Genomic DNA, 19,439 nt, shown 5'->3' with positions numbered 1-19,439 from the left:
TAAAGCGAGCCCTTCTGGATTGCCTCATGGCTCGAGCACCTCGCATTGACGGTTCAAGCCGCGCGGGACTTGATCCAGCCACGCGCACCCTCGCCCGCCCGAGAAAATATTCGCGATCGCTTTGAACCTTCCCGCTCGCTCCCGCGACCAATGGGCATGGAGCTGCATGGTGCGGCTCTTTCCAAAAGTCCAAGGGAGACGATCATGACCACTCGCACCACCGTCGCCGGCCTCGCCACCGCCTTCGTCCTGGGCGCTGGCGCCCTGATCGGCGGCTCGCTCGCCACCGCCTCCGCCGCCCAGGCGGCACCTGGTTGGCATGGCGGCCACGGTCATCACGGCCATTTCGGTCATTTCGGCGGAGGCCACGGCCGTTGGGGTCATCGCGGCTGGGGCCGCCCGATCTATGCCGGCGGCTATTATGGCGGCTGCTACACCGTGCTGCGGACGCGCTTCGTCCCCGGCCTCGGCTATGTCGAGCGCCCCGTGACGCGCTGCCGCTGATCACGACGATGACGCGCGATATGGGAGCCGGAGCGATCCGGCTCCCCCGGCATTTGAGACTGCAGCACGCGGCTCAGGCTCGCAACTGCGCCGCGATCCAGGAACCTTTGCCAGCGAACCCGGTTCACTTCGCGTCACGCAAATCGTGACGCACTCTTCACGCGGGCTGGCGTAGCCCGCCCGGAACCGGGGCTACCATGAACAACATCATCTATATCGTCGGCCTGATCGTGATCGTCCTGGCGATCCTGTCCTTCCTCGGCCTGCGCTGAGAGCCGAGGCAAGACAGGGGAGACCCGGTCGGGCAGCGATCAGCCGCGGTCGTCGCGGCCAGGCTTCTTGCCCTTGAAGGGCTTGCCCGCAGGCTTGCCGCCGAAGCCCGGCTTGTTCCCGGCAAAGGGCTTCGCGCCGCCCGGCTTGCCGGCATAGGGCTTCGGACCCGACCTGAACGAGACATTGGGGTCGGACAGCGCATCCCGGTCGCTGCGAACCGGATCATAGGGCTTGGCCGCGCCGAACGGCTTGCCCTTGCCCTCATAGGCCTTCTTCTTGCCCTCATAGGGCTTTTTCTCGCCGCCCTCATAGGGCTTTCGCTCATAGGGCTTCTTCTCGTAGGGCTTCTTCTCATAAGCCCTGGCAGGCGCGCGGTCTGCATCGCGCTCAGGGCGCGCATACGCCGAAGGCGCATGCGAAGCCTTCTCCGCGAAAGGCTTCGCGGGGCGCCGTTCCTCCTCGCCGGTGACAGGCTGGATCACGATCTTGTCGCGGTCGACGGCTTTCGCCAGCTCGTAGAAGCGCTCGGCGACATCGGCGTCGATCTCGACCTTGGTCTCCTTGTCGAAGATCCGGATCGCACCGACCTCGTCACGCGTGATCTTGCCGCGGCGGCACAGCATCGGCAGCAATTGGCGCGGGTCGGCGCCGTCCTTGCGACCAATATTCAGAACGAACCACACGGTGTTGCCACGCGGGCCGGCCTTGCGCGGCCCCTCGCCGCGCGGACTATCCTCGCGGCCTTCGCCGAACCGGCCACCCTCGCGTGGCGCATATTCCTCGCGCGAACGGATCGGCCGTGAATCGCGTTGAAAATTCGGATCCCCGACCTCTTCGGCCCCCGGCAGGCGCGAACGGTAGACCCGCACCAGCGCGGCCGCGATCTCCTGTGGCGACCGTCCCGCCAGCAGCGCCTCGACCATGGCGGCGTCGTCCTCGTCGGCCTCTCCGGTCAACAGCGGATCGCTCAACAGCCGCTGCTGGTCGAGCGCGCGGATCTCTTCGGCCGTCGGCGGCCCGGCCCAGACCGCCTCGACCTTTGCCTCGGCGATCAGCATCTCGGCCTTGCGGCGGCGCGACACCGGCACCAGCAGGACGCTCGTGCCCTTGTTGCCGGCACGGCCGGTGCGACCCGAGCGATGCTGCATGACCTCGGGATCGTTGGGCAGTTCGGCGTGGATGACCAGCGTCAGGCCCGGCAGATCGATGCCGCGTGCTGCGACGTCGGTCGCGACGCAGACCCGCGCCCGCCCGTCACGCAGCGCCTGCAGCGCCGAATTGCGCTCGCTCTGGCTGAGCTCGCCCGAGAGCGCCACGGCCGAGAAGCCGCGCTCCAGCAGGATCGCCTCGAGATGGCGCACGGCGTTGCGGGTGTTGCAGAACACGAGCGAGCACGGCGAATCATGGAAGCGCAGCAGGTTGACGACTGCGAGTTCGGCCTCCTTCGGATAGACTCGGATGGCGCGATATTCGATATCGGCATGGCCGCGCGAGCCGCCGGTGACCTCGATGCGCAGCGCATTGCGCTGGTAGTTGGTCGCGAGCTGGATGATCGCCTTGGGCAGCGTCGCCGAGAACAGCAGGCTCTGACGCTCGGCCGGCGTCGTCTTCAAGATGAATTCGAGATCGTCGCGGAAGCCGAGATCGAGCATCTCGTCGGCCTCGTCGAGCACGACGGCCTTGAGCGCGGAAACATCGAGGCGATGCCGCTCGATATGGTCGCGCAGGCGGCCGGGTGTGCCCACGACGATATGGGCGCCTTCATCGAGTAGCGCGGCCTCGCGGCGCGGGTCCATGCCGCCGACGCAGGCGATGACGCGGGCATTGGCGTATTTGTAGAGCCAGGCGAGCTCGCGCTGGACCTGCAGCGCCAATTCGCGCGTCGGCGCGATGATCAGCGCCAGCGGCTTGCCGGCGCGGCCGAAGGCTTCCGCCTCGCCGAGCAGGGTCGTGGCGATGGCGAGGCCATAGGCCACCGTCTTGCCGGAGCCGGTCTGCGACGAGACGAGCAGATCGCGCCCGGCCGCGGCGTCCTCGAGTACGGCGTTCTGCACCGGCGTCGGATCGGAATAGTTGCGTTCGGCGAGCGCACGCGCGAGCGGCGGGCTCGTAGGAAGAAAGGACATGAGGTGTCGTGCCTAGGGTTACGGCGCAGATCAGGAAACGGCGCAGGAATTCGGGCGATGAGCGGCGCGGCGCGCAAATGCAGCCAGTCCGCAGCCATCGATTGAAATGGGCTCATAAAGCAGATCGCGGCAAAAGGGAATGGAGGGGGTGGATGACGCGGCCACCACCACCTGATTTGCCCGCCCGCTCTTCCGCAGACGGCCCCCATGGCGTAAGGGCGCGGGAAATCCCCTTCCCCAGGTTCCGTGCACGCATGATCCGCCTCGAAAACATCAGCAAGCAGAACGGTCAGCAGATCGTCTTCATCGAGGCCTCGGCGGCCCTCCAGAAGGGGGAGAAGGTCGGCCTGGTCGGCCCCAATGGCGCGGGCAAGACCACCTTGTTCCGGATGATCACCGGGCAGGAGCAGCCCGATGAAGGGCAGGTCGGCGTCGATCGCGGCGTGACCATCGGCTATTTCAGCCAGGATGTCGGTGACATGAAGGGCGTCAGCGCCGTCTCCGCCGTCATGGACGGGGCGGGCCCGGTGAGCAGTGTCGCCGCCGAATTGCGCGAGCTGGAGGCCGCCATGGGCGATCCCGACCGCGCTGAGGAGATGGATGACATCATCATGCGCTATGGCGAGGTCCAGGGCCGCTTCGAGGAGCTCGACGGCTATGCGCTCGACGGCCGGGCGCGCGAGGTGCTGGCAGGGCTGGGCTTCAGCCAGGAGATGATGGACGGCGATGTCGGCGCGCTCTCGGGCGGCTGGAAGATGCGCGTCGCGCTCGCCCGCATCCTGCTGATGCGGCCCGACGCGATGCTGCTCGACGAGCCGAGCAACCATCTCGACCTGGAGAGCCTGATCTGGCTGGAGGAGTTCCTGAAGGGCTATGACGGCGCGCTGCTGATGACCTCGCATGATCGCGAATTCATGAACCGGATCGTCAACAAGGTGGTCGAGATCGATGGCGGTTCGCTGACCGCCTATTCCGGCAATTACGAGTTCTACCAGGAGCAGCGCGCACTCGCCGAGAAGCAGCAGCAGGCCCAGTTCGAGCGCCAGCAGGCGATGCTCGCCAAGGAGATCAACTTCATCGAGCGCTTCAAGGCGCGCGCCTCGCACGCGGCCCAGGTCCAGAGCCGGGTGAAGAAGCTCGAGAAGATCGACCGGGTCGAGCCGCCCAAGCGTCGCCAGACGGTGTCCTTCGAGTTCCAGCCGGCGCCGCGCTCCGGCGAGGACGTCGTCACGCTCAAGAACGTGCACAAAGCCTATGGCAGCCGCAGCATCTATGAGGGGCTCGACTTCCAGGTGCGCCGCAAGGAGCGCTGGTGCGTGATGGGCGTCAACGGCGCCGGAAAATCGACGCTGTTGAAGCTGGTGACGGGCGCCACCCAACCGGATAATGGCACGGTCGCGCTCGGCGGCAGCATCAAGCTGGGCTATTTCGCCCAGCACGCCATGGAGGTGCTGGACGGCGACCGGACCGTGTTCGAATCGCTGGAGGACAGCTTTCCCCAGGCCGGACAGGGCTCGCTCAGGGCTCTCGCCGGCTGCTTCGGCTTCTCCGGCGACGATGTCGAGAAGCGCTGCCGGGTGCTCTCAGGCGGCGAGAAGGCGCGCCTCGTCATGGCGAAGATGCTCTATGACCCGCCGAATTTCCTGGTGCTGGACGAGCCGACCAACCATCTCGACATCGCCACCAAGGAGATGCTGATCACGGCGCTCGCGCAATATGAGGGCACCATGCTGTTCGTCAGCCACGACCGCCACTTCCTGGCGGCCCTGTCGAACCGTTTGCTGGAGCTGACGCCCGAGGGCGTGCATGCCTATGGCGGCGGATATACGGAATATGTCGCGCGCACGGGTCAGGAAGCGCCGGGCCTGCGCAGCTAGAGCATCGGCCCGAAAAGTGGAAACCGGCTTTCGGGACAAGCCGATGCAAAATCAAAGCTCTGCAGCATCTGACCGAATATCGAATTCGATCAGATGCTGTAATCAGGCTCGCGCGACCGCGGCGTTCAGCAAGCGACCAGCCGCCGCCCTCGCCTCTTCGGTGACGCTTGCCCCCGCCAGCATGCGGGCGATCTCCTCGCGCCGCGCCTGATCGGCCAGCGCCGAGACGCGGGTGACGGTGCGCGAGGCGCTGTCCCCGTCGAGCGCCGATTTGGCGATCAGGAAATGCTGCCCGGCCTTGGCCGCGACCTGCGGCGCATGGGTCACCGAGATGACCTGGACCTTTTGCGCGAGCCGCGCCAGGCGCTCGCCGATCGCATCCGCGACCGCGCCGCCGACACCGGTGTCGATTTCGTCGAAGACCAGGGTGGGGGCCGAGCCGCGCTCGGCCAGTACCACCTTCAGCGCCAGCATGAAGCGCGACAGCTCACCGCCGGAAGCGACCTTCATCATCGGGCCCGGCCGCGTGCCGGGATTGGTCTCGACCCAGAACTCGACGCGGTCGAAGCCTTCGGGCCCGCGCGCCGTCTCGTCCGAATCGATCTGGGTGATGAAGCGCGCCCGCTCCAGCTTCAATGGCGGCAATTCGGCCCTGACCGCGCCGTCGAGCCTTGCCGCAGCCTGCTTGCGCTCTGCCGACAGGGCCTTCGCCAGTTTGATGAAGGCAGCCTCGGCCTCGCGCAACTCCGTCTCGAGCCGGCCGAGCGAGGTCTCGCTCTCGTCGAGCGCCGCGAGATCGGCAGCCATGCTCTCGGCGAGCACGACCAGGCCGTCGACAGGCACGTCGTATTTGCGCGCGGCGGCGCGCAAGGCAAACAGGCGCTCCTCGACGCGTTCCTGCTCGCGCGGATCGTATTCGGCCGCGCGCATCGCCGCTGCCAGCGTCTCGGACGCCTCCTCCAGCGCGACGAGCGCGGTGTTGAGCGCTGCGAGCGACGGATCGATCAGGTCCGGCGCCTGCGTCGCACGGCGCTCCAGACGGCGCAGCACGGCGGCGAGCGCCGGCACCGGGGAGCCCTGTCCGCCCACGGCCTCATGCGCGTCGATCAGGTCGCGCGCGACCTTCTCCGCCTGCATCATGCCTTGCCGGGTTGCCGCGAGGCTGTCTTCCTCGCCGGGCTGGGGTGCGAGCTTGCCGAGTTCCTGAACCGCATGGCGCAGGAAATCGGCCTCCTTGCGCGCGGCCTCGACGCGGATGCGCTGCGCCTGCAAGGCCTGGCGCGCACGCTTCAGCGTCTCGCTGGCTTCTGCCACGGCCATAGACTGGCTTTCCAGCCCGCCGAAACCGTCGAGGATGAGGCGGTGCTGCGCCGGGTCGGTCAGGGCGCGGTCGTCATGCTGGCCGTGGATCTCGACGATGGCCGCACCGATCATCCGCAGGATCTGGACGCTGACCGGCTGGTCGTTGACGAAAGCGCGCGTGCGCCCGTCCGCATATTGCACCCGCCGCAGGATCAGGTCGCCATCGGTGTCGATTTCCTGCGCCTGCGCCAGGAGCCGCGCCGGGTGCTGCATCGGCAAGTCGAAAACCGCTCCGACCTGTCCTTGCGCCTCGCCATGGCGCACGAGCCCGCCATCGCCGCGCCCGCCCAAAGCGAGCGCGAAGGCATCGAGCACGATCGACTTGCCGGCGCCGGTCTCGCCGGTCAGCACGCTCAAACCCTCGCCGAAGCTCAGATCGAGCCGGTCGATCAGGACGATGTCGCGTATCGAGAGCTGCGCCAGCATGGCGCTTAGCGCAGGCTCAGAAAGCGGGGCATGCGCGGAAAACCCTCATGCATTCGATCTAGGGCAAGGTCCGATCCGATTGGACCGGAGATTGTCCCATCTTTTCGTTTCGACGCGTTCTCTTCACGCGAACCGGTACCCACTTCGCTCGAAGACGCTCTAGAACGGGTTCAGGCTGACGACCGCCTTGCTGAAGCCCTGGAAGGCGCGGCTGATATAGGAGCCGCGATCCTCTCGCGGAGCCAGCCCGCCGCTCTCGAGCAGCACATAGGCGTCCTTGTACCAGGGGCTGTCGGGGAAGTTATGCCCGAGCACGGCCGCCGCCGTCTGCGCCTCATTGGTGATGCCCAGCGCCATATAGGCCTCGGTCAGGCGCATCAGCGCCTCCTCGACATGGCGCGTGGTCTGGTACTTGGTGATGACGTCGCGGAAGCGGTTCACGGCGCCGGTATAGTTGCGCTTCTCCAGATAGAAGCGCCCGACATTCATCTCCTTGCCCGCGAGCTGGTCGCGCGCAACAAGGATCTTCTCCTTGGCATCGGTGACATATTCGGACTTCGGGTATTTCTGCAGCAGCTCGTCAAAGGCGGCGATCGCCTTCTCCGTCCGCTCCTGGTCGCGCGTCGCGTCCGGAATCTGGTTATAATAGGACATCGCCATCAGGTACTGCGCATAGGCAGCGTCAGGGCTCGCCGGGTTCTGCGCGATGAAGCGCTTCGAGGCGGTGATCGCGTCGTCCCATTTGCTCGCCTGGTAATTCGTATAGGCGGACAGGATCAGGCCCTTCTTCGCATAAGGCGAGAACGGCGCGTTCTTGTCGATCTCGCCGAATTTCTTCGTCGCGCCCTCGCTGTCGCCGTTCTGCATCCGCGCCAGGCCCTCATTATAGAGCCTGTCGGCGGGAACCTCGGCGACGACCTCGGGCTTGTAGACCTCGGGCTTGTCGAAGGGATTCATGTTCGACAGCGTATCGCAGCCGCCGAGCATCAGGGCGACACCAAGAGCAAGCCCCGTGCTGCTGCGCATCGATCCGGCGCGATGGATTGTCGGAATGGTCAGCCGCTTGACGCTCACGTCGTCTGTCCTCTTTCGATCGTCCCCATTCAATGGGGAAGCATGCCTTACCTCAGACGCCGCCCGCGCGCCACCGTCGAAAACGAGGCGCATGATCCGGAACGTCCGGACGAGCAGCGATAGCGGCGCGGAACCAGCCGCTCCGCGATAACATCCGCTGCGAGCCGATTCCAGCTGCGTACATTCGACAGAAAGCAGGCGAATGGAAGGCGCTAACGCGTCTTCGCGGCGCGCGTCAGTGCAAATCCGGCGCGAAGGCGGCCGGCGCGGCCGCCGCCATCTGGACCGCACGCGGAGCGGCGTAAACCGGCTCGGCCTCGACGATCGCGTAATTGGCGCGGTCGGCGAACAGCGCCTCCAGAATGCGGACATTCATGCGATGGCCACCGCAATAGGAGCGGAACTCACCCTGGATCGGATAGCCGGCAAGCGCGAGATCGCCGATCGCGTCCAGCACCTTGTGGCGCACGAACTCGTCGGCATAGCGCAGGCCCTCGGGATTGATGACCTTGTCCTCGCCGATCGCGACCGTGTTGTCGAGCGAGGCACCCAGCGCAAAGCCTGCTTTCCAAAGCTGCTCGACATCGCGCATGAAGCCGAAGGTCCGCGCGCGGGAGATCTCGCGGGCGTAAGCCACCGGCTCAAGATCGAAGACCTTGCGCTGGCGGCCGATCACGGTGGTGTCGAAATCGATCTCGACATCGAGGCGGAAGCCGTCCCGATCCGACGGAAGCAATTCGGCGAAGGCGCGGCCATGCTCGATGCGCACCGGCTGCAGGATCTTGAGATAGCGCCGGGCAGCCTGCAGCGTCGTGACGCCCGCCGACTCGATCGCGTTGACGAATTCGGCGGCGCTGCCGTCCATGATCGGCATCTCGGGGCCGTCGATCTCGACGAGCACATTGTCGAGGCCGAGACCGGAGCAGGCCGACATCAGATGTTCGATGGTCGCGACCGAAGCCGAAGCCTTGTCACCGACCACGGTGCAAAGCTCGGTGGCGCTGACCTTGGTGTGCTTGGCGTGGATCAATTGCGCCGGCTCGGCATCGAGCCCCTTGCGCAGGAAGACTACGCCCGAATTGGCGCTGGAAGGCTTCAGGCAAATGGTGGCGGGTGCTCCGGAGTGCACGCCGATCCCGGTCAAGGTCACGGGGGCGCGCAGTGTCGTCTGCCGATCGAAGCTCATCTGGTATCCAATCCTGATCGCCGGGAACGTGGCGGAGCCTGACATGGCTCCCGAACCGACCGTCGCTGCGATGCCTCGGACATCAACCCTGTGACCGAAGTCCTGCGTCGATGTCCCCGTTAGTGCAGATGCAACATAAGCGCTTCGGACAGGGTGACAAAATCACGCTTTCTTTCGCTGTGTTACAGCTCTCACAAAGCCAGGAAAAGCTGATCATCCCGTTGATAAATATGGTTTTCCAGACATGAACAAAGCCCGGTTCGCTGCAGCGCACCGGGCTTTGTTACAGAGGGGGAAGAACTACCCCCGGGTCAATTCGCCTGGCGGCGCAGGAATGCGGGGATTTCCAGCTGGTCTTCCTCGCTGCTGCGATTCGGGGCGGCGCGACCCATCTGGTCGAGCTGACCCTGCGCCGGGCGCGCGGCCGGCTGCGGCGGACGGCGCATATACTCGGCATGGGCCGCGCTCGGCGCGGGCGCCGCAGCGGGGGGCTGCGGAGCCTGGCGCAGCGGAGCCTGCGGCTCCTGAGCCTCATCCTCCTTGCGGCCGAAGCCGACCGAGGCCAGGCGCTGCATCAGCGACATCCGCTTCTGGTCGGCGGAGTTCGGCGGCGGGGGAGCCGACTGCGCGCCACGCTGGGCCGCGATCTGGTTCTGCGCCGGCACCGGCAGATCCTCGATGCGGGGCATCCGCGTCGGGCGGATCACGGCGCGCTCCGGGGACGGCGGAATGAAGCTGCTCTCCGGCATGGCCTGTTGCGGGACCGACAACATCGGCTCGGGAGCCGGGGCCGCCGGCATCATCGCGCGCGGCTGGACCGGCTCGATATGGATGTCCTCGTTGATCGGCGCGGGCGCCGGGGCGCGCAGCGGCTCGGCCTGCTGCGGCATGCGCAGATCCATGACAGGCTCGGGCGCCGGCGGCGGCGTGAAGCCGCGCACCGGGGCGCTGGTGCTGCGCAGGCGGGCTTCCGCCTTCAGACGCTCGGCGACCTGGGCGATGCGGGCCTCAGTCTCGTCCATCTCGGCCTGGGTGGTGACCGGCTTGTCGATGCCGGTCGCCACGACCGAGACCCGCACGATGCCTTCAAGTGATTCGTCGAAGGTCGCGCCGACGATGATGTTGGCCTCGGAATCGACCTCCTCACGGATACGGGTAGCGGCTTCGTCGACCTCATAGAGCTTCATGTCGCGCCCGCCGGTGATCGAGATCAGCAGACCGCGCGCGCCCTTCATCGAGACATCGTCGAGCAGCGGGTTGTTGATCGCAGCCTGAGCGGCCGACAGAGCGCGCTTCTCGCCCTGCGCCTCGCCGGTGCCCATCATCGCCTTGCCCATGCCGCGCATCACGGCGCGCACGTCTGCGAAGTCGAGGTTGATCAGGCCCGGACGCACCATCAGGTCGGTGATGCAGGCGACGCCGGAATAGAGCACCTGGTCGGCCATGCCGAAGGCGTCGGCGAAGCCGGTGGTCTCGTTGGCGACACGGAACAGGTTCTGATTCGGGATCACGATCAGCGTGTCGACCGCCTCGTTCAGCTCGCCGATGCCGGCTTCCGCCATGCGCATGCGGCGGTGGCCCTCGAACTGGAACGGCTTGGTGACGACGCCAACGGTGAGGATGCCCATGTCGCGGGCGACGCGGGCGATCGCGGGAGCCGCGCCCGTGCCGGTGCCGCCGCCCATGCCGGCGGTGATGAAGACCATATGCGCGCCCGCCAGGTGGTCGCGGATCTCGTCGATGACCTCTTCGGCCGCCGCGCGCCCGACCTCAGGCTGCGAGCCGGCGCCGAGACCTTCGGTGACCTGCAGGCCCATCTGGATGATGCGCGAGGCGCGGCTGAGCGCCAGCGCCTGGGCGTCCGTGTTGGCGACCACGAAATCGACGCCGTCGAGACCGGCCTCGATCATGTTGTTCACGGCGTTGCCGCCGGCTCCACCAACACCGAACACCGTGATCCGGGGCTTGAGTTCCCGGATGTCCGGGGCTTGCAGATTCATCGCCATGGTTGCCTCTTTTGATCCTTGTCCGGCGCCTGGCGGGAGCCGTCCCGATTGCTACGATTGACACTTGGCGCCGCCGGAAAAACGCCCCGGCGCGCCGTTACCCCTTAGAAACTTTCCTTCAGCCACCGGCCGACGCGGGAGAAATACCCGTCCGTTCCCGTGGCGAAATAAGCCGAGCTGGCGCGCGGCTCGAAATGCTCGACATGCGCCACCTGCGGATAGACCAAGAGCCCGACAGCCGCCGCGAAGGCCGGTCCCTTGCCCGCTTCCGGCAAGCCCTTGATGCCGAGCGGCCGGCCGGTGCGGACCTGACCGCCGAGGATGCGGCGCGCCGCCTCCGGCAGGCCGGTGAGCTGGCAGGCGCCGCCGGTCAGCACGACGCGGCGTCCCGCCTGGGCGGAGAAGCCGGCATTGCTGAGCCTGTCACGTACCAGCTCGAGGATCTCCTCGACGCGCGGCTTGATGATCCGCACCAGATGCGACTTGGCGAGGTGGTTGGGCATGTCGCGCTCGTCGTCATCGACCTGCGGCACCGAAATCATGTCGCGCTCGTCCGAGGCGCTGGAGATCGCCGAGCCGTGTAGCGTCTTCAGCCGCTCGGCCGCCGAGACACGGGTGGAGAGCCCGCGCGCCACGTCCATGGTGATGTGGTTGCCGCCGACAGCGATCGCATCGGCATGCATCAGATGGCCGCCGGAGAAGACGCCGAGGCTCGTCGTGCCGCCGCCCATATCGACCACGACGACGCCCATCTCGGCCTCGTCATCGACCAGCACGGAAAGGCCGGACGCGTAAGGCGTCGCGACGACCGCCTCGACCTCAAGATGGCAACGCTCGACTGCGAGCATGACATTGCGCGCAGCCGAGGCTTCGCTGGCGACGACATGCATGTCGACCGAGAGCTTGCCGCCGATCAGGCCGCGCGGATCGAGCACGCCGGGGGAACCGTCGAGCGCATAACCGGTGGGAAGGGCGTGGAGGACGGCCTTGCCGGGCTTGAGCGCATGCATCGCCGCCGCTGCCAGCACGCGCTTGACGTCGCTGTCGCCGACCGCGCCGGCGCGCAGATCGACGCCCGCCGCGTAATGCTGGGAGCCGAGCCGGCCGCCGGTCAGGTTGACGATGACCGATTGGACCTCGACCTTGGCCATGCGCTCTGCCGCGTCGACGGCCGCGCGAATCGCCCGCTCGGCGCTTTCGAGATCGATGATCGCCCCGCCCTTGAGGCCGAGCGAACGCTGATGGCCGATGCCGATGATGCGCGCGACATGGGTGCGACCGCGCAGCCGTTCATTGGCCTCAGCCGGGTTCAGTTCGGCGATCAGGCAAACGACCTTGCTGGTGCCGATGTCCAGAATCGACAAGGTCGCGCTCTTGCGCGACGACAAGGGCCGCATCCGCGGCGTCAGGCCCTGGGAGGTCAGATTCATGCTTCGCCTCCCTTCTTCTTGGTCTTGCTCTTGAGCTGTTCTGCGCGGGCGCTGGCCGCCTCTTCCGACAATCGCATCACCACCCGGTCGGGCTGGCGCAGGTCGATCGCGAGCAGATCCTTGTCGAGCACGCGGAAATCGCTTTCGAGCCCGGCGAGCCGCTTCACCGCGACACCGGGCTGAATCTCGGGCAGGCGCACATCCATTCCGTTGTCGAGCTTGAGTGTCCAGCGGCGCCCGGAGACGAGCGTCGCAGCCCGGATATGCGGCGCCAGCGGCCCGGCCTCGCCGCGCAGCGCGATATACTCGGCCGCGCGCAGATTGGCGCCGGGCCCAACGACGAGCGGCAGATGCGCGAAGCGTCCGTCATCCATCTTGTCGATCACCGTGCCGTCGGCAGCGATCACGAACAGGTCGCCTTTGACTTGCCAGAGCGCGTAAGGCTCGCGCTCGACCAGCGTGATCAAGATCTCGCCCGGATAGAGCTTGCGGACCGTCGCCTCGCGAATCAGCGGCGTCGCCTCCAGGAGCTTGCGGGCCTGGTCGGCATCGAAGAAGGCGAGCGAGATCTTCGGATCGATTCCTGCCGCGACCAGGACCTCGGCCTCGGACAACTCCGTGAGGCCCGAGATCGTGACGCGGTCGATGCCGAGCCCGACCAGCCGGGCCAGCATGTGGTGCGGCTCGCCATAGGCCTGGCGCAAGGCTTCGACATGGCCGCCCAGCACGCTGCCCGCGCCGATGCTCAGGCTCAGGAAACCGAGTGCAAGCCAGGTGCCGATGCGGCGCGGCAGGCGCTGCGCCAGAGGCACCGCGACCGCACTGCGCCGCGAGCGGCGCAGCCAGCGCCCAGACCGTTCCCCGACGAGGAGTTGCGGCCCGGCGGCAGGGACCGGCAAGCGGGAGGTGGCTGACGCCATCACCGCATTCACCGATCGAGGGAGGCGTCCTCCACCATCCATTTGACGAGTTCACCGAAGTTCATGCCCGCATGGGCGGCCAATTCGGGCACCAAGCTCGTTTCGGTCATGCCGGGCTGCGTGTTGACTTCCAGCCAGACGAGAGTGTCGGTCTCGTCGTCATAGCGGAAGTCAGACCTGCTAACGCCCCGGCACCCGATTGCTTGATGCGCCGTTAACGCACACTCTTCGATCTGCTGGTAAATTTTTGGTAAAATTTGAGCCGGGCAGATGTGGATCGAACCACCTTTCGTGTATTTCGCATCGTAGTCGTAGAACTCCCCGGTCGAGGCCCGGATCTCGGTCACGCCCAGCGACTTGCCTCCCATGACGGCGCAGGTCAGCTCGCGCCCCCTGATGAAGCTTTCAGCCAACAGCGTATCGCCGCAGGGCCAGTCCTCGCGGGCGATTTCTTGCGGGGGGTGCTCGCGGCCCTGCTTGACGATCACGACGCCGACGGACGAGCCTTCATTGATCGGCTTGAGCACGTAAGGCGGCTGCAGAACGTGTTCTTTCGCCGCCTCGAAGCGCGAAACCACGATTCCATGCGCCACCGGCACGCCGGCCGCCGCAGCAACGAGCTTCGCCTTGTCCTTGCGAATCGCAAGCGCCGAGGCGAGCACGCCCGAATGTGTGTAGGGGATACGCAGAATCTCGAGCACGCCTTGAATCAGGCCATCTTCGCCGAAGCGGCCATGCAGCGCGTTGAAGGCGACATCGGGGCGCAGATCGGCGAGCACCTGGGCGATGTCGCGCTGCACATCGATGCGCGTGACGCGGAAGCCGACGCTCTCCAGCGCCTTGGCGCAGGCCGTGCCGCTGCTGAGGCTGACCTCCCGCTCGACGGACCATCCGCCCATCAGCACTGCGACGTGTCTGGTCATCGCGGTCATGGCTCCCTGTTACGGCGAACCTCGACCCATCATGGTTAATGCGGCGTTAAGAGATAGGGGGCCGGCGGCAGGAGCTAATGCTGGCTCGCCACGCCGAGCCGCTTGATCTCCCATTGCAGTTCGAAGCCGGAGTTCTGCTTCACCCGGCGCCGCACCTCTTCGCCGAGGCCCTCGATATCGGCCGCTGTCGCGCCGCCGGTGTTGATCAGGAAGTTGCAGTGCATCTCCGAGACCTGCGCCCCGCCGATGCGCAGGCCGCGGCAGCCGGCCGCATCGATCAATTGCCAGGCCTTGCCGCCTTGCGGGTTCTTGAAGGTCGAGCCGCCGGTGCGTTCCTTGATCGGCTGGGCTGCCTCGCGCGCTGCCGTGACCCGGTCCATCTCGGCGAAGATCGCCGCCTGATCGCCCGGCCGGCCCTGAAACAGCGCCGAAGTGAAGATGATCTCATGGGTCTCGGCCGCGCTGTTGCGGTAGGTGAAGCCCATATCGGCATGGCTCAGCGTGACGATCTCGCCCTTGCGGGTGACGCCGCGCGCCTCGACCAGCACATCGGTCGTCTCGCCGCCATGGGCGCCGGCATTCATGCGCAGCGCCCCGCCGATGCAGCCGGGAATGCCGCGATAGAAGGCAAGCCCGTCGAGCGAGGCGTCGGCCGCCGCGCGCGCGACCTTGACGTCGGGCACGGCGGTACCGGCCCGCAGGCGGTCGCCCGCCTCCAACGAAATCTCGCCGAAGGCCTTGCCCCCGAGCCGGATCACGACGCCGGGAATACCGCCATCGCGCACGATCAGGTTCGACCCGAGCCCGACCACCGTGACGGGGATCTCGGCCGGCAAGTGCGCCAGCAGCTGAGCCAGATCCTCCTCATCCGCCGGCGTGAACAGCGCCTGCGCCGGCCCGCCGACGCGGAACCAGGTCAGGCCGGACATGTCGTGATTGGGCAGGAGCCGGCCGCGCAGATCGGGAGCCGAGGCACGGATGGCGGAGGTGATGTCGGGGAAGGTCATGGGAAGCGCCGCGCTAACCCTTCTCCCCTCGGGGGAGAAGGTGGCCCGGCGAAGCCGGGTCGGATGAGGGAAGTCCGGCGAGACCGGTCCTGGCGGCGATCTCGCGCAAAACGAATTCGAGGTTTCCTAGCACGCGCTCATTCGGAAAGCGCAAGACCTTATAGCCTTCGCGCTTGAGCCAGGCGTCGCGAGAAGCGACTCTGAGTCTCGCCTCGTCCGTCAGGTGGGGTTCGCCGTCCAGTTCGACCACGAGCCTGTGCTCGAAGCAGCAGAAATCCGCTATGACGGCCAGATCGCTGCTTGTCGCTTGAATTTGAGGCCGTGGAATCGACGGCTTCGGACTGCTTGCCAAGACGCCGTTTCCGCCCGGATCGGCTGCCCGCGCTGCCGGCGGGCGAAGTCGAGCGTTTCGGGCGAGTTCTTTCGCTCCAGCACCTGACTTCCCTCATCCGACCGGCTTCGCCGGCCACCTTCTCCCGCCCATCTCGGGCTTGCCAGAGATGGGGCAACCCAAAGTGTCAAAGTCGGCAACCGCCGACTTTGATGGGGGAGAAGGGTCAACCGTCGCGGTTCAACCCAACGCCGCCAGCTCTCCCGGCAGCGCATAGGCCCATTGCGTGATGTTGCCGGCGCCCAGGAGCACGACATAGTCGCCCGGCCCGGCGATCTCGGCGATCATGCCGGCAAGCTTGTCAGGGCCTTCCAGCGCCAGCGCGTGGCGGTGGCCGCGCGCCTTGATGCCGGAGACCAGCGAATCGCGGTCGGCCCCTGCGATCGGCGTCTCGCCCGCCGCATAGGTCTCGGCCACGATCACCGTGTCGGCGTCGTTGAAGCAGGCGGCGAAATCGTCGAACAGGCTGGAGAGCCGGGTGTAGCGATGCGGCTGCACCACGGCGATCACCTTGCTCTTGGTCGAGGCGCGCGCCGCCTTGAGCACGGCGGCGATCTCGACCGGGTGGTGGCCGTAATCGTCGAAGATCAGCGCGCCGTTCCATTCGCCGGTCTTGGTGAAGCGCCGCTTGACCCCGCCAAAGCCGGCGAGAGCCGCACGGATGCTCTCGACCGGGATGCCGAGATCATAGGCGACCGCGATCGCCGCCGTCGCGTTGAGCGCATTGTGGTGGCCCGGCATCGGCATGATCAGGTCACGCACGACCTCGTCGCGGCCGCGCTTGCGGTCGCGGATCAGGAGCGTGAACTTGGCCTGGCCGCCGGTGAGGTCGATATCGATCAGCCGGAAATCGGCCTGCGGATTCTCGCCATAGGTGACGACGCGGCGATCCTCGATCTGACCGACCAGCCCCTGCACGGTCGGATGGTCGATGCACATCACCGCGAAACCGTAGAAGGGCAGGTTCTCGACGAAGCTGCGAAAGGCCGCCTTGATCGCGTCGAAGGTGCCGAAATGGTCGAGATGCTCAGGGTCGATATTGGTGATGACAGCGATATCGGCCGGCAGCTTCAGGAAGGTGCCGTCCGACTCGTCGGCCTCGACCACCATCCAGTCGCTCTCGCCCATGCGGGCATTGGTGCCGTAGGCGTTGATGATGCCGCCATTGATCACGGTCGGGTCGAGCCCTCCCTTCTCCAGCAGCGTCGCGACGAGCGAGGTCGTGGTCGTCTTGCCATGGGTACCGGCGATGGCGACGCAGCTCTTCAGGCGCATCAGTTCGGCCAGCATTTCGGCACGGCGCACCACCGGCAGGCGCTGCTCGCGCGCGGCGATGAGCTCCGGATTGTCGCGCTTGATCGCAGTGGAGACCACGACGACCTCGGCCTCGCCGAGATTCTCGGCCTTGTGGCCGACGAAGGTCTTGATGCCCTTGTCGGCAAGCCGCTTGACGTTGGCGCCGTCGGCGGCGTCCGAGCCCTGCACCTTGTAGCCGAGATTGTGCAGCACCTCGGCGATACCGGACATGCCGATGCCGCCGATGCCGACGAAATGGATGGAGCCGAGCTTTGGCGGCAGCTTCATCGGGGAACTCCTGTGGAGACTAGGACGCAGCGGCGTCGATGACGAGGCGGGCGAGCCGATCGGCTGCATCGGGAATGCCAGCGCTCTTGGCGTTTGCCGCCATCGCCGTCAAGCGGTTGGGATCGGCGAGCAAACCGGAGAGCTCGCTCGCCAGCCGTCTCGGGGTGAAATCGGATTGCAACACGCGGATCGCGCCACCGGCACGCTCGAGCACGGCGGCGTTGGCTGCCTGGTCTTGGTCGAGCGCGCCCGGCAGCGGCACGAGGATCGCCGGCCGGCCGATCACGGTCAGCTCGGCCACGGTCGAGGCCCCGGCGCGCCCGATGACGAGTTGCGCGGCCGCCATGCGTGCCGGCAGATCCTTGAAGAAGGGCGCAATCTCGGCCTTGACCCCGGCGCTCGCATAGATGCGGCGCACCCGCTCGTCATCCTCCGGCCGGGCCTGCTGGGTCACCGTCAGGCGCGCGCGCTCGGCCTCGGTCAGCAACTGGACCGCCGGCGGCACGATGTCGGCCATGATCCGGGCGCCCTGGCTGCCGCCGAAGACAAGCAGATTGAGCATGCCGTCGCCGGGGGCGGCATAGGGCGAGGCCGCCTCGATCACGGCCGGACGCACCGGATTGCCGACCTGGATGCATTTCGCCTTGGCCGAGGCCGACAGCCCGCCGACCTCGGCGAAGCCCGTCGCGATGACGTCGGCTCTACCGGCCAGGAAACGATTGGCGCGGCCGATCACGGCGTTCTGCTCGTGGATCAGTGTCCTGGCGCCCGCAAGCGAGGCGCCAAGCACCGGAGGGACCGTCGGATAGCCGCCGAAGCCGACGACGATCGCCGGTCTGAGTTCCTTGACGATCCGTCGCGCCGCGAAAACACCCTTTGCGAGCGTCAGCAATGCGCCTGCCATCTTCAAGGGCGAGCGGCCCGACGGCGTCGCCGCCTGGACGGCATGCACCGCTTCGGCAGGGAAATTGCCGGCATATTCGGCGGCGCGCGTATCGGTCATCAGCACGACGCGCGCGCCTTGCGCATGCAGCGCATGGCTCAGCGCCTCGGCCGGAAAGAGATGACCGCCGGTCCCTCCGGCGGCCAGCACGACGAGCAGGTCCCTTGCTGCCATCTCCCTTGCCATCGCGGTCAGCGCCTGAATGCGCCGAGATCGACGGCGCGCGGGCGCTTGCGCGTCAAGGCGAGCAGGAAGCCGGTGCCGATCGCCAGCGAGATCAGTGACGAGCCGCCATAGGAGATGAAGGGCAGCGTCATGCCCTTGGCCGGCATCATGTGCAGATTGACCATCATGTTGATCGCCGCCTGGATGCCGAAGAGCAGCGAGAGGCCCGTCGTCGCCAGGCGCACGAAGGGATCTTCGGCCTTCTGCGCCACGAACAGCGCGCGCAGCACGATCAAGGCAAACAGCATGACCAGCGCGATGCAGACGATGATGCCGAACTCCTCCGCCGTGACGGCGAAGATGAAGTCGGTATGCGCGTCGGGCAGGATGCGCTTCACGGTGCCCTCGCCCGGCCCTTTACCGAACCAGCCGCCCTGCGCGAAGCTCTCCAGCGCGGTGTCGACCTGGAAGGTGTCGCCCGAGCCCTTGTCCATGAAGCGCTCGATGCGGGCGCGGACATGCGGCACGAGCTGATAGGCGACCAGGATGCCGAAGGCGCCGGCTCCGCCCAGTCCCAGCACCCAGAACCAGTGCAGGCCGGCGACGAAGAACAGCCCGGCCCAGACCAGCGTGATCAGCATGGTCTGGCCGAAATCGGGCTGCAGCACGAGCGGCACGATCGTCAATGGCAGCAGCAGGAAGGCCATGATCGTGCCCGGCAGGTCGGGCCGGCGCGTGCCCTCGGCGAAGGCCCAGGCCGCAAGCACGACGAAGGCTGGCTTGAGGAATTCGGAAGGCTGCACCGAGCCCAGAGGCCCCATGGTCAGCCAGCGCCGTGCGCCCTTGACCTCGACGCCGAGATAAAGCGTCGCCACCACCATGGCGAGAGAGACCACGAAGAGCAGCAAGGCCGAGCGCCGGACCTGGCGCGGCGTCATGAACGAGACGGCGATGACGACGGTCAGCGCGACCAGCAGATAGACCGCCTGGCGGTTGACGAAATGGAAGGTCGAGAGCCCGAGCCGTTCCGAGACCGGCGGCCCCCCTGCCATCAGCAAGACGACGCCCGACACCATCAGCGCCACGAGAGCGCTGAGGATGAGGCGGTCGATCGACCACCACCAGCGGCCGCTGAGACTGGGTTCCGCGCGAGAGACCATGCTTGGCTCCAAGATCGAGCACGGCGCAGAAATGCGCCTCGTTTCCGAATCACTCTGTCAATGAATGGTTAAG

General features: G+C 66.8%; 16 protein-coding genes. 2 read left to right on the top strand and 14 right to left on the bottom strand.

From position 1 onward, the window contains the following. Positions 1-204 precede the first annotated feature (204 nt). Positions 205-504 carry a sulfur globule protein precursor gene (locus CYD53_RS02545; protein WP_103716526.1) on the top strand — a complete coding sequence of 100 codons (300 nt, stop codon included), beginning with the start codon at positions 205-207 and terminating at the stop codon, positions 502-504. Between the two features lie 311 nt (positions 505-815). On the opposite strand, the gene CYD53_RS02540 is transcribed toward CYD53_RS02545, so the two are convergent. Continuing rightward, positions 816-2,903, bottom strand: a complete 2,088-nt coding sequence (locus CYD53_RS02540) for a DEAD/DEAH box helicase (protein WP_103716525.1) — start codon at positions 2,901-2,903, stop codon at positions 816-818. 254 nt (positions 2,904-3,157) lie between these two features. Between CYD53_RS02540 and CYD53_RS02535 the strand changes: the two genes are divergently transcribed. Continuing rightward, positions 3,158-4,780 carry an ABC-F family ATP-binding cassette domain-containing protein gene (locus CYD53_RS02535; protein WP_103716524.1) on the top strand — a complete coding sequence of 541 codons (1,623 nt, stop codon included), beginning with the start codon at positions 3,158-3,160 and terminating at the stop codon, positions 4,778-4,780. A 102-nt stretch (positions 4,781-4,882) separates the two neighbouring features. On the opposite strand, the gene recN is transcribed toward CYD53_RS02535, so the two are convergent. The 13 genes from recN to CYD53_RS02470 form a co-directional block, all read right to left on the bottom strand. Further along, complete coding sequence (recN, locus tag CYD53_RS02530; RefSeq protein WP_103716523.1) at positions 4,883-6,568, bottom strand: DNA repair protein RecN; 1,686 nt, start codon at positions 6,566-6,568, stop codon at positions 4,883-4,885. Positions 6,569-6,727: 159 nt separating this feature from the next. Beyond that, entirely contained in the window at positions 6,728-7,594 is an 867-nt protein-coding gene (locus tag CYD53_RS02525; RefSeq protein ID WP_103716674.1) for an outer membrane protein assembly factor BamD, read from the bottom strand. 283 nt (positions 7,595-7,877) lie between these two features. Continuing rightward, positions 7,878-8,828, bottom strand: a complete 951-nt coding sequence (gene lpxC / locus CYD53_RS02520) for a UDP-3-O-acyl-N-acetylglucosamine deacetylase (protein WP_103716522.1) — start codon at positions 8,826-8,828, stop codon at positions 7,878-7,880. Between the two features lie 311 nt (positions 8,829-9,139). Further along, positions 9,140-10,834 carry a cell division protein FtsZ gene (gene ftsZ / locus CYD53_RS02515; RefSeq protein WP_103716521.1) on the bottom strand — a complete coding sequence of 565 codons (1,695 nt, stop codon included), beginning with the start codon at positions 10,832-10,834 and terminating at the stop codon, positions 9,140-9,142. A 104-nt stretch (positions 10,835-10,938) separates the two neighbouring features. Next, positions 10,939-12,264, bottom strand: coding sequence for a cell division protein FtsA (gene ftsA, locus CYD53_RS02510; protein ID WP_069692498.1), 1,326 nt, complete (start codon positions 12,262-12,264; stop codon positions 10,939-10,941). After that, on the bottom strand, positions 12,261-13,184 hold the full coding sequence (locus CYD53_RS02505) for a cell division protein FtsQ/DivIB (protein ID WP_245928044.1): 924 nt from the start codon (positions 13,182-13,184) through the stop codon (positions 12,261-12,263). Before CYD53_RS02505 ends, ftsA begins: the two co-directional genes overlap by 4 nt. Positions 13,185-13,192: 8 nt before the next feature. Then, positions 13,193-14,107: a D-alanine--D-alanine ligase gene (locus CYD53_RS02500; RefSeq protein ID WP_103716673.1), complete on the bottom strand. Its 915-nt coding sequence runs from the start codon at positions 14,105-14,107 to the stop codon at positions 13,193-13,195. Positions 14,108-14,190: 83 nt separating this feature from the next. Continuing rightward, complete coding sequence (gene murB / locus CYD53_RS02495; RefSeq protein ID WP_103716519.1) at positions 14,191-15,123, bottom strand: UDP-N-acetylmuramate dehydrogenase; 933 nt, start codon at positions 15,121-15,123, stop codon at positions 14,191-14,193. Positions 15,124-15,136: 13 nt separating this feature from the next. After that, entirely contained in the window at positions 15,137-15,475 is a 339-nt protein-coding gene (locus CYD53_RS30970; protein WP_103716518.1) for an endonuclease domain-containing protein, read from the bottom strand. After that, the gene (locus CYD53_RS30965) at positions 15,403-15,729 is read right to left on the bottom strand and encodes a DUF559 domain-containing protein (protein WP_425428253.1); all 327 of its coding nucleotides are present in this window, start codon (positions 15,727-15,729) and stop codon (positions 15,403-15,405) included. Before CYD53_RS30965 ends, CYD53_RS30970 begins: the two co-directional genes overlap by 73 nt. Then, entirely contained in the window at positions 15,695-17,098 is a 1,404-nt protein-coding gene (gene murC / locus CYD53_RS02480; protein WP_103716516.1) for a UDP-N-acetylmuramate--L-alanine ligase, read from the bottom strand. The genes CYD53_RS30965 and murC overlap by 35 nt, the downstream gene beginning before the upstream one ends. Before the next feature lie 19 nt (positions 17,099-17,117). Further along, positions 17,118-18,215 carry an undecaprenyldiphospho-muramoylpentapeptide beta-N-acetylglucosaminyltransferase gene (gene murG / locus CYD53_RS02475; RefSeq protein ID WP_103716515.1) on the bottom strand — a complete coding sequence of 366 codons (1,098 nt, stop codon included), beginning with the start codon at positions 18,213-18,215 and terminating at the stop codon, positions 17,118-17,120. Between the two features lie 17 nt (positions 18,216-18,232). Continuing rightward, positions 18,233-19,366 carry an FtsW/RodA/SpoVE family cell cycle protein gene (locus CYD53_RS02470; protein ID WP_103716514.1) on the bottom strand — a complete coding sequence of 378 codons (1,134 nt, stop codon included), beginning with the start codon at positions 19,364-19,366 and terminating at the stop codon, positions 18,233-18,235. Positions 19,367-19,439 lie beyond the last annotated feature (73 nt).

Origin of the sequence: Allobosea psychrotolerans, from assembly GCF_002917105.1 — a bacterium.
Lineage (GTDB): Bacteria > Pseudomonadota > Alphaproteobacteria > Rhizobiales > Beijerinckiaceae > Allobosea > Allobosea psychrotolerans.
The sequence above is the reverse complement of the archived record's forward strand: the minus strand, read 5'-3'. Positions and strand labels throughout refer to the sequence as shown.

Bases quoted from the DNA above. Each gene is read 5' to 3' on its own strand.
- CYD53_RS02470 (WP_103716514.1), bottom strand. From the start codon at position 19,366: ATGGTCTCTCGCGCGGAACCCAGTCTCAGCGGCCGCTGGTGGTGGTCG.
- recN (WP_103716523.1), bottom strand. From the start codon at position 6,568: ATGCTGGCGCAGCTCTCGATACGCGACATCGTCCTGATCGACCGGCTC.
- CYD53_RS02540 (WP_103716525.1), bottom strand. From the start codon at position 2,903: ATGTCCTTTCTTCCTACGAGCCCGCCGCTCGCGCGTGCGCTCGCCGAA.
- CYD53_RS02505 (WP_245928044.1), bottom strand. From the start codon at position 13,184: ATGGCGTCAGCCACCTCCCGCTTGCCGGTCCCTGCCGCCGGGCCGCAA.
- murG (WP_103716515.1), bottom strand. From the start codon at position 18,215: ATGGCAGCAAGGGACCTGCTCGTCGTGCTGGCCGCCGGAGGGACCGGC.
- murB (WP_103716519.1), bottom strand. From the start codon at position 15,123: ATGACCTTCCCCGACATCACCTCCGCCATCCGTGCCTCGGCTCCCGAT.
- CYD53_RS02545 (WP_103716526.1), top strand. From the start codon at position 205: ATGACCACTCGCACCACCGTCGCCGGCCTCGCCACCGCCTTCGTCCTG.
- ftsZ (WP_103716521.1), bottom strand. From the start codon at position 10,834: ATGGCGATGAATCTGCAAGCCCCGGACATCCGGGAACTCAAGCCCCGG.
- murC (WP_103716516.1), bottom strand. From the start codon at position 17,098: ATGAAGCTGCCGCCAAAGCTCGGCTCCATCCATTTCGTCGGCATCGGC.
- CYD53_RS02525 (WP_103716674.1), bottom strand. From the start codon at position 7,594: ATGCGCAGCAGCACGGGGCTTGCTCTTGGTGTCGCCCTGATGCTCGGC.
- ftsA (WP_069692498.1), bottom strand. From the start codon at position 12,264: ATGAATCTGACCTCCCAGGGCCTGACGCCGCGGATGCGGCCCTTGTCG.
- CYD53_RS30965 (WP_425428253.1), bottom strand. From the start codon at position 15,729: ATGCGCTGCCGGGAGAGCTGGCGGCGTTGGGTTGAACCGCGACGGTTG.
- CYD53_RS02500 (WP_103716673.1), bottom strand. From the start codon at position 14,107: ATGACCAGACACGTCGCAGTGCTGATGGGCGGATGGTCCGTCGAGCGG.
- CYD53_RS02535 (WP_103716524.1), top strand. From the start codon at position 3,158: ATGATCCGCCTCGAAAACATCAGCAAGCAGAACGGTCAGCAGATCGTC.
- lpxC (WP_103716522.1), bottom strand. From the start codon at position 8,828: ATGAGCTTCGATCGGCAGACGACACTGCGCGCCCCCGTGACCTTGACC.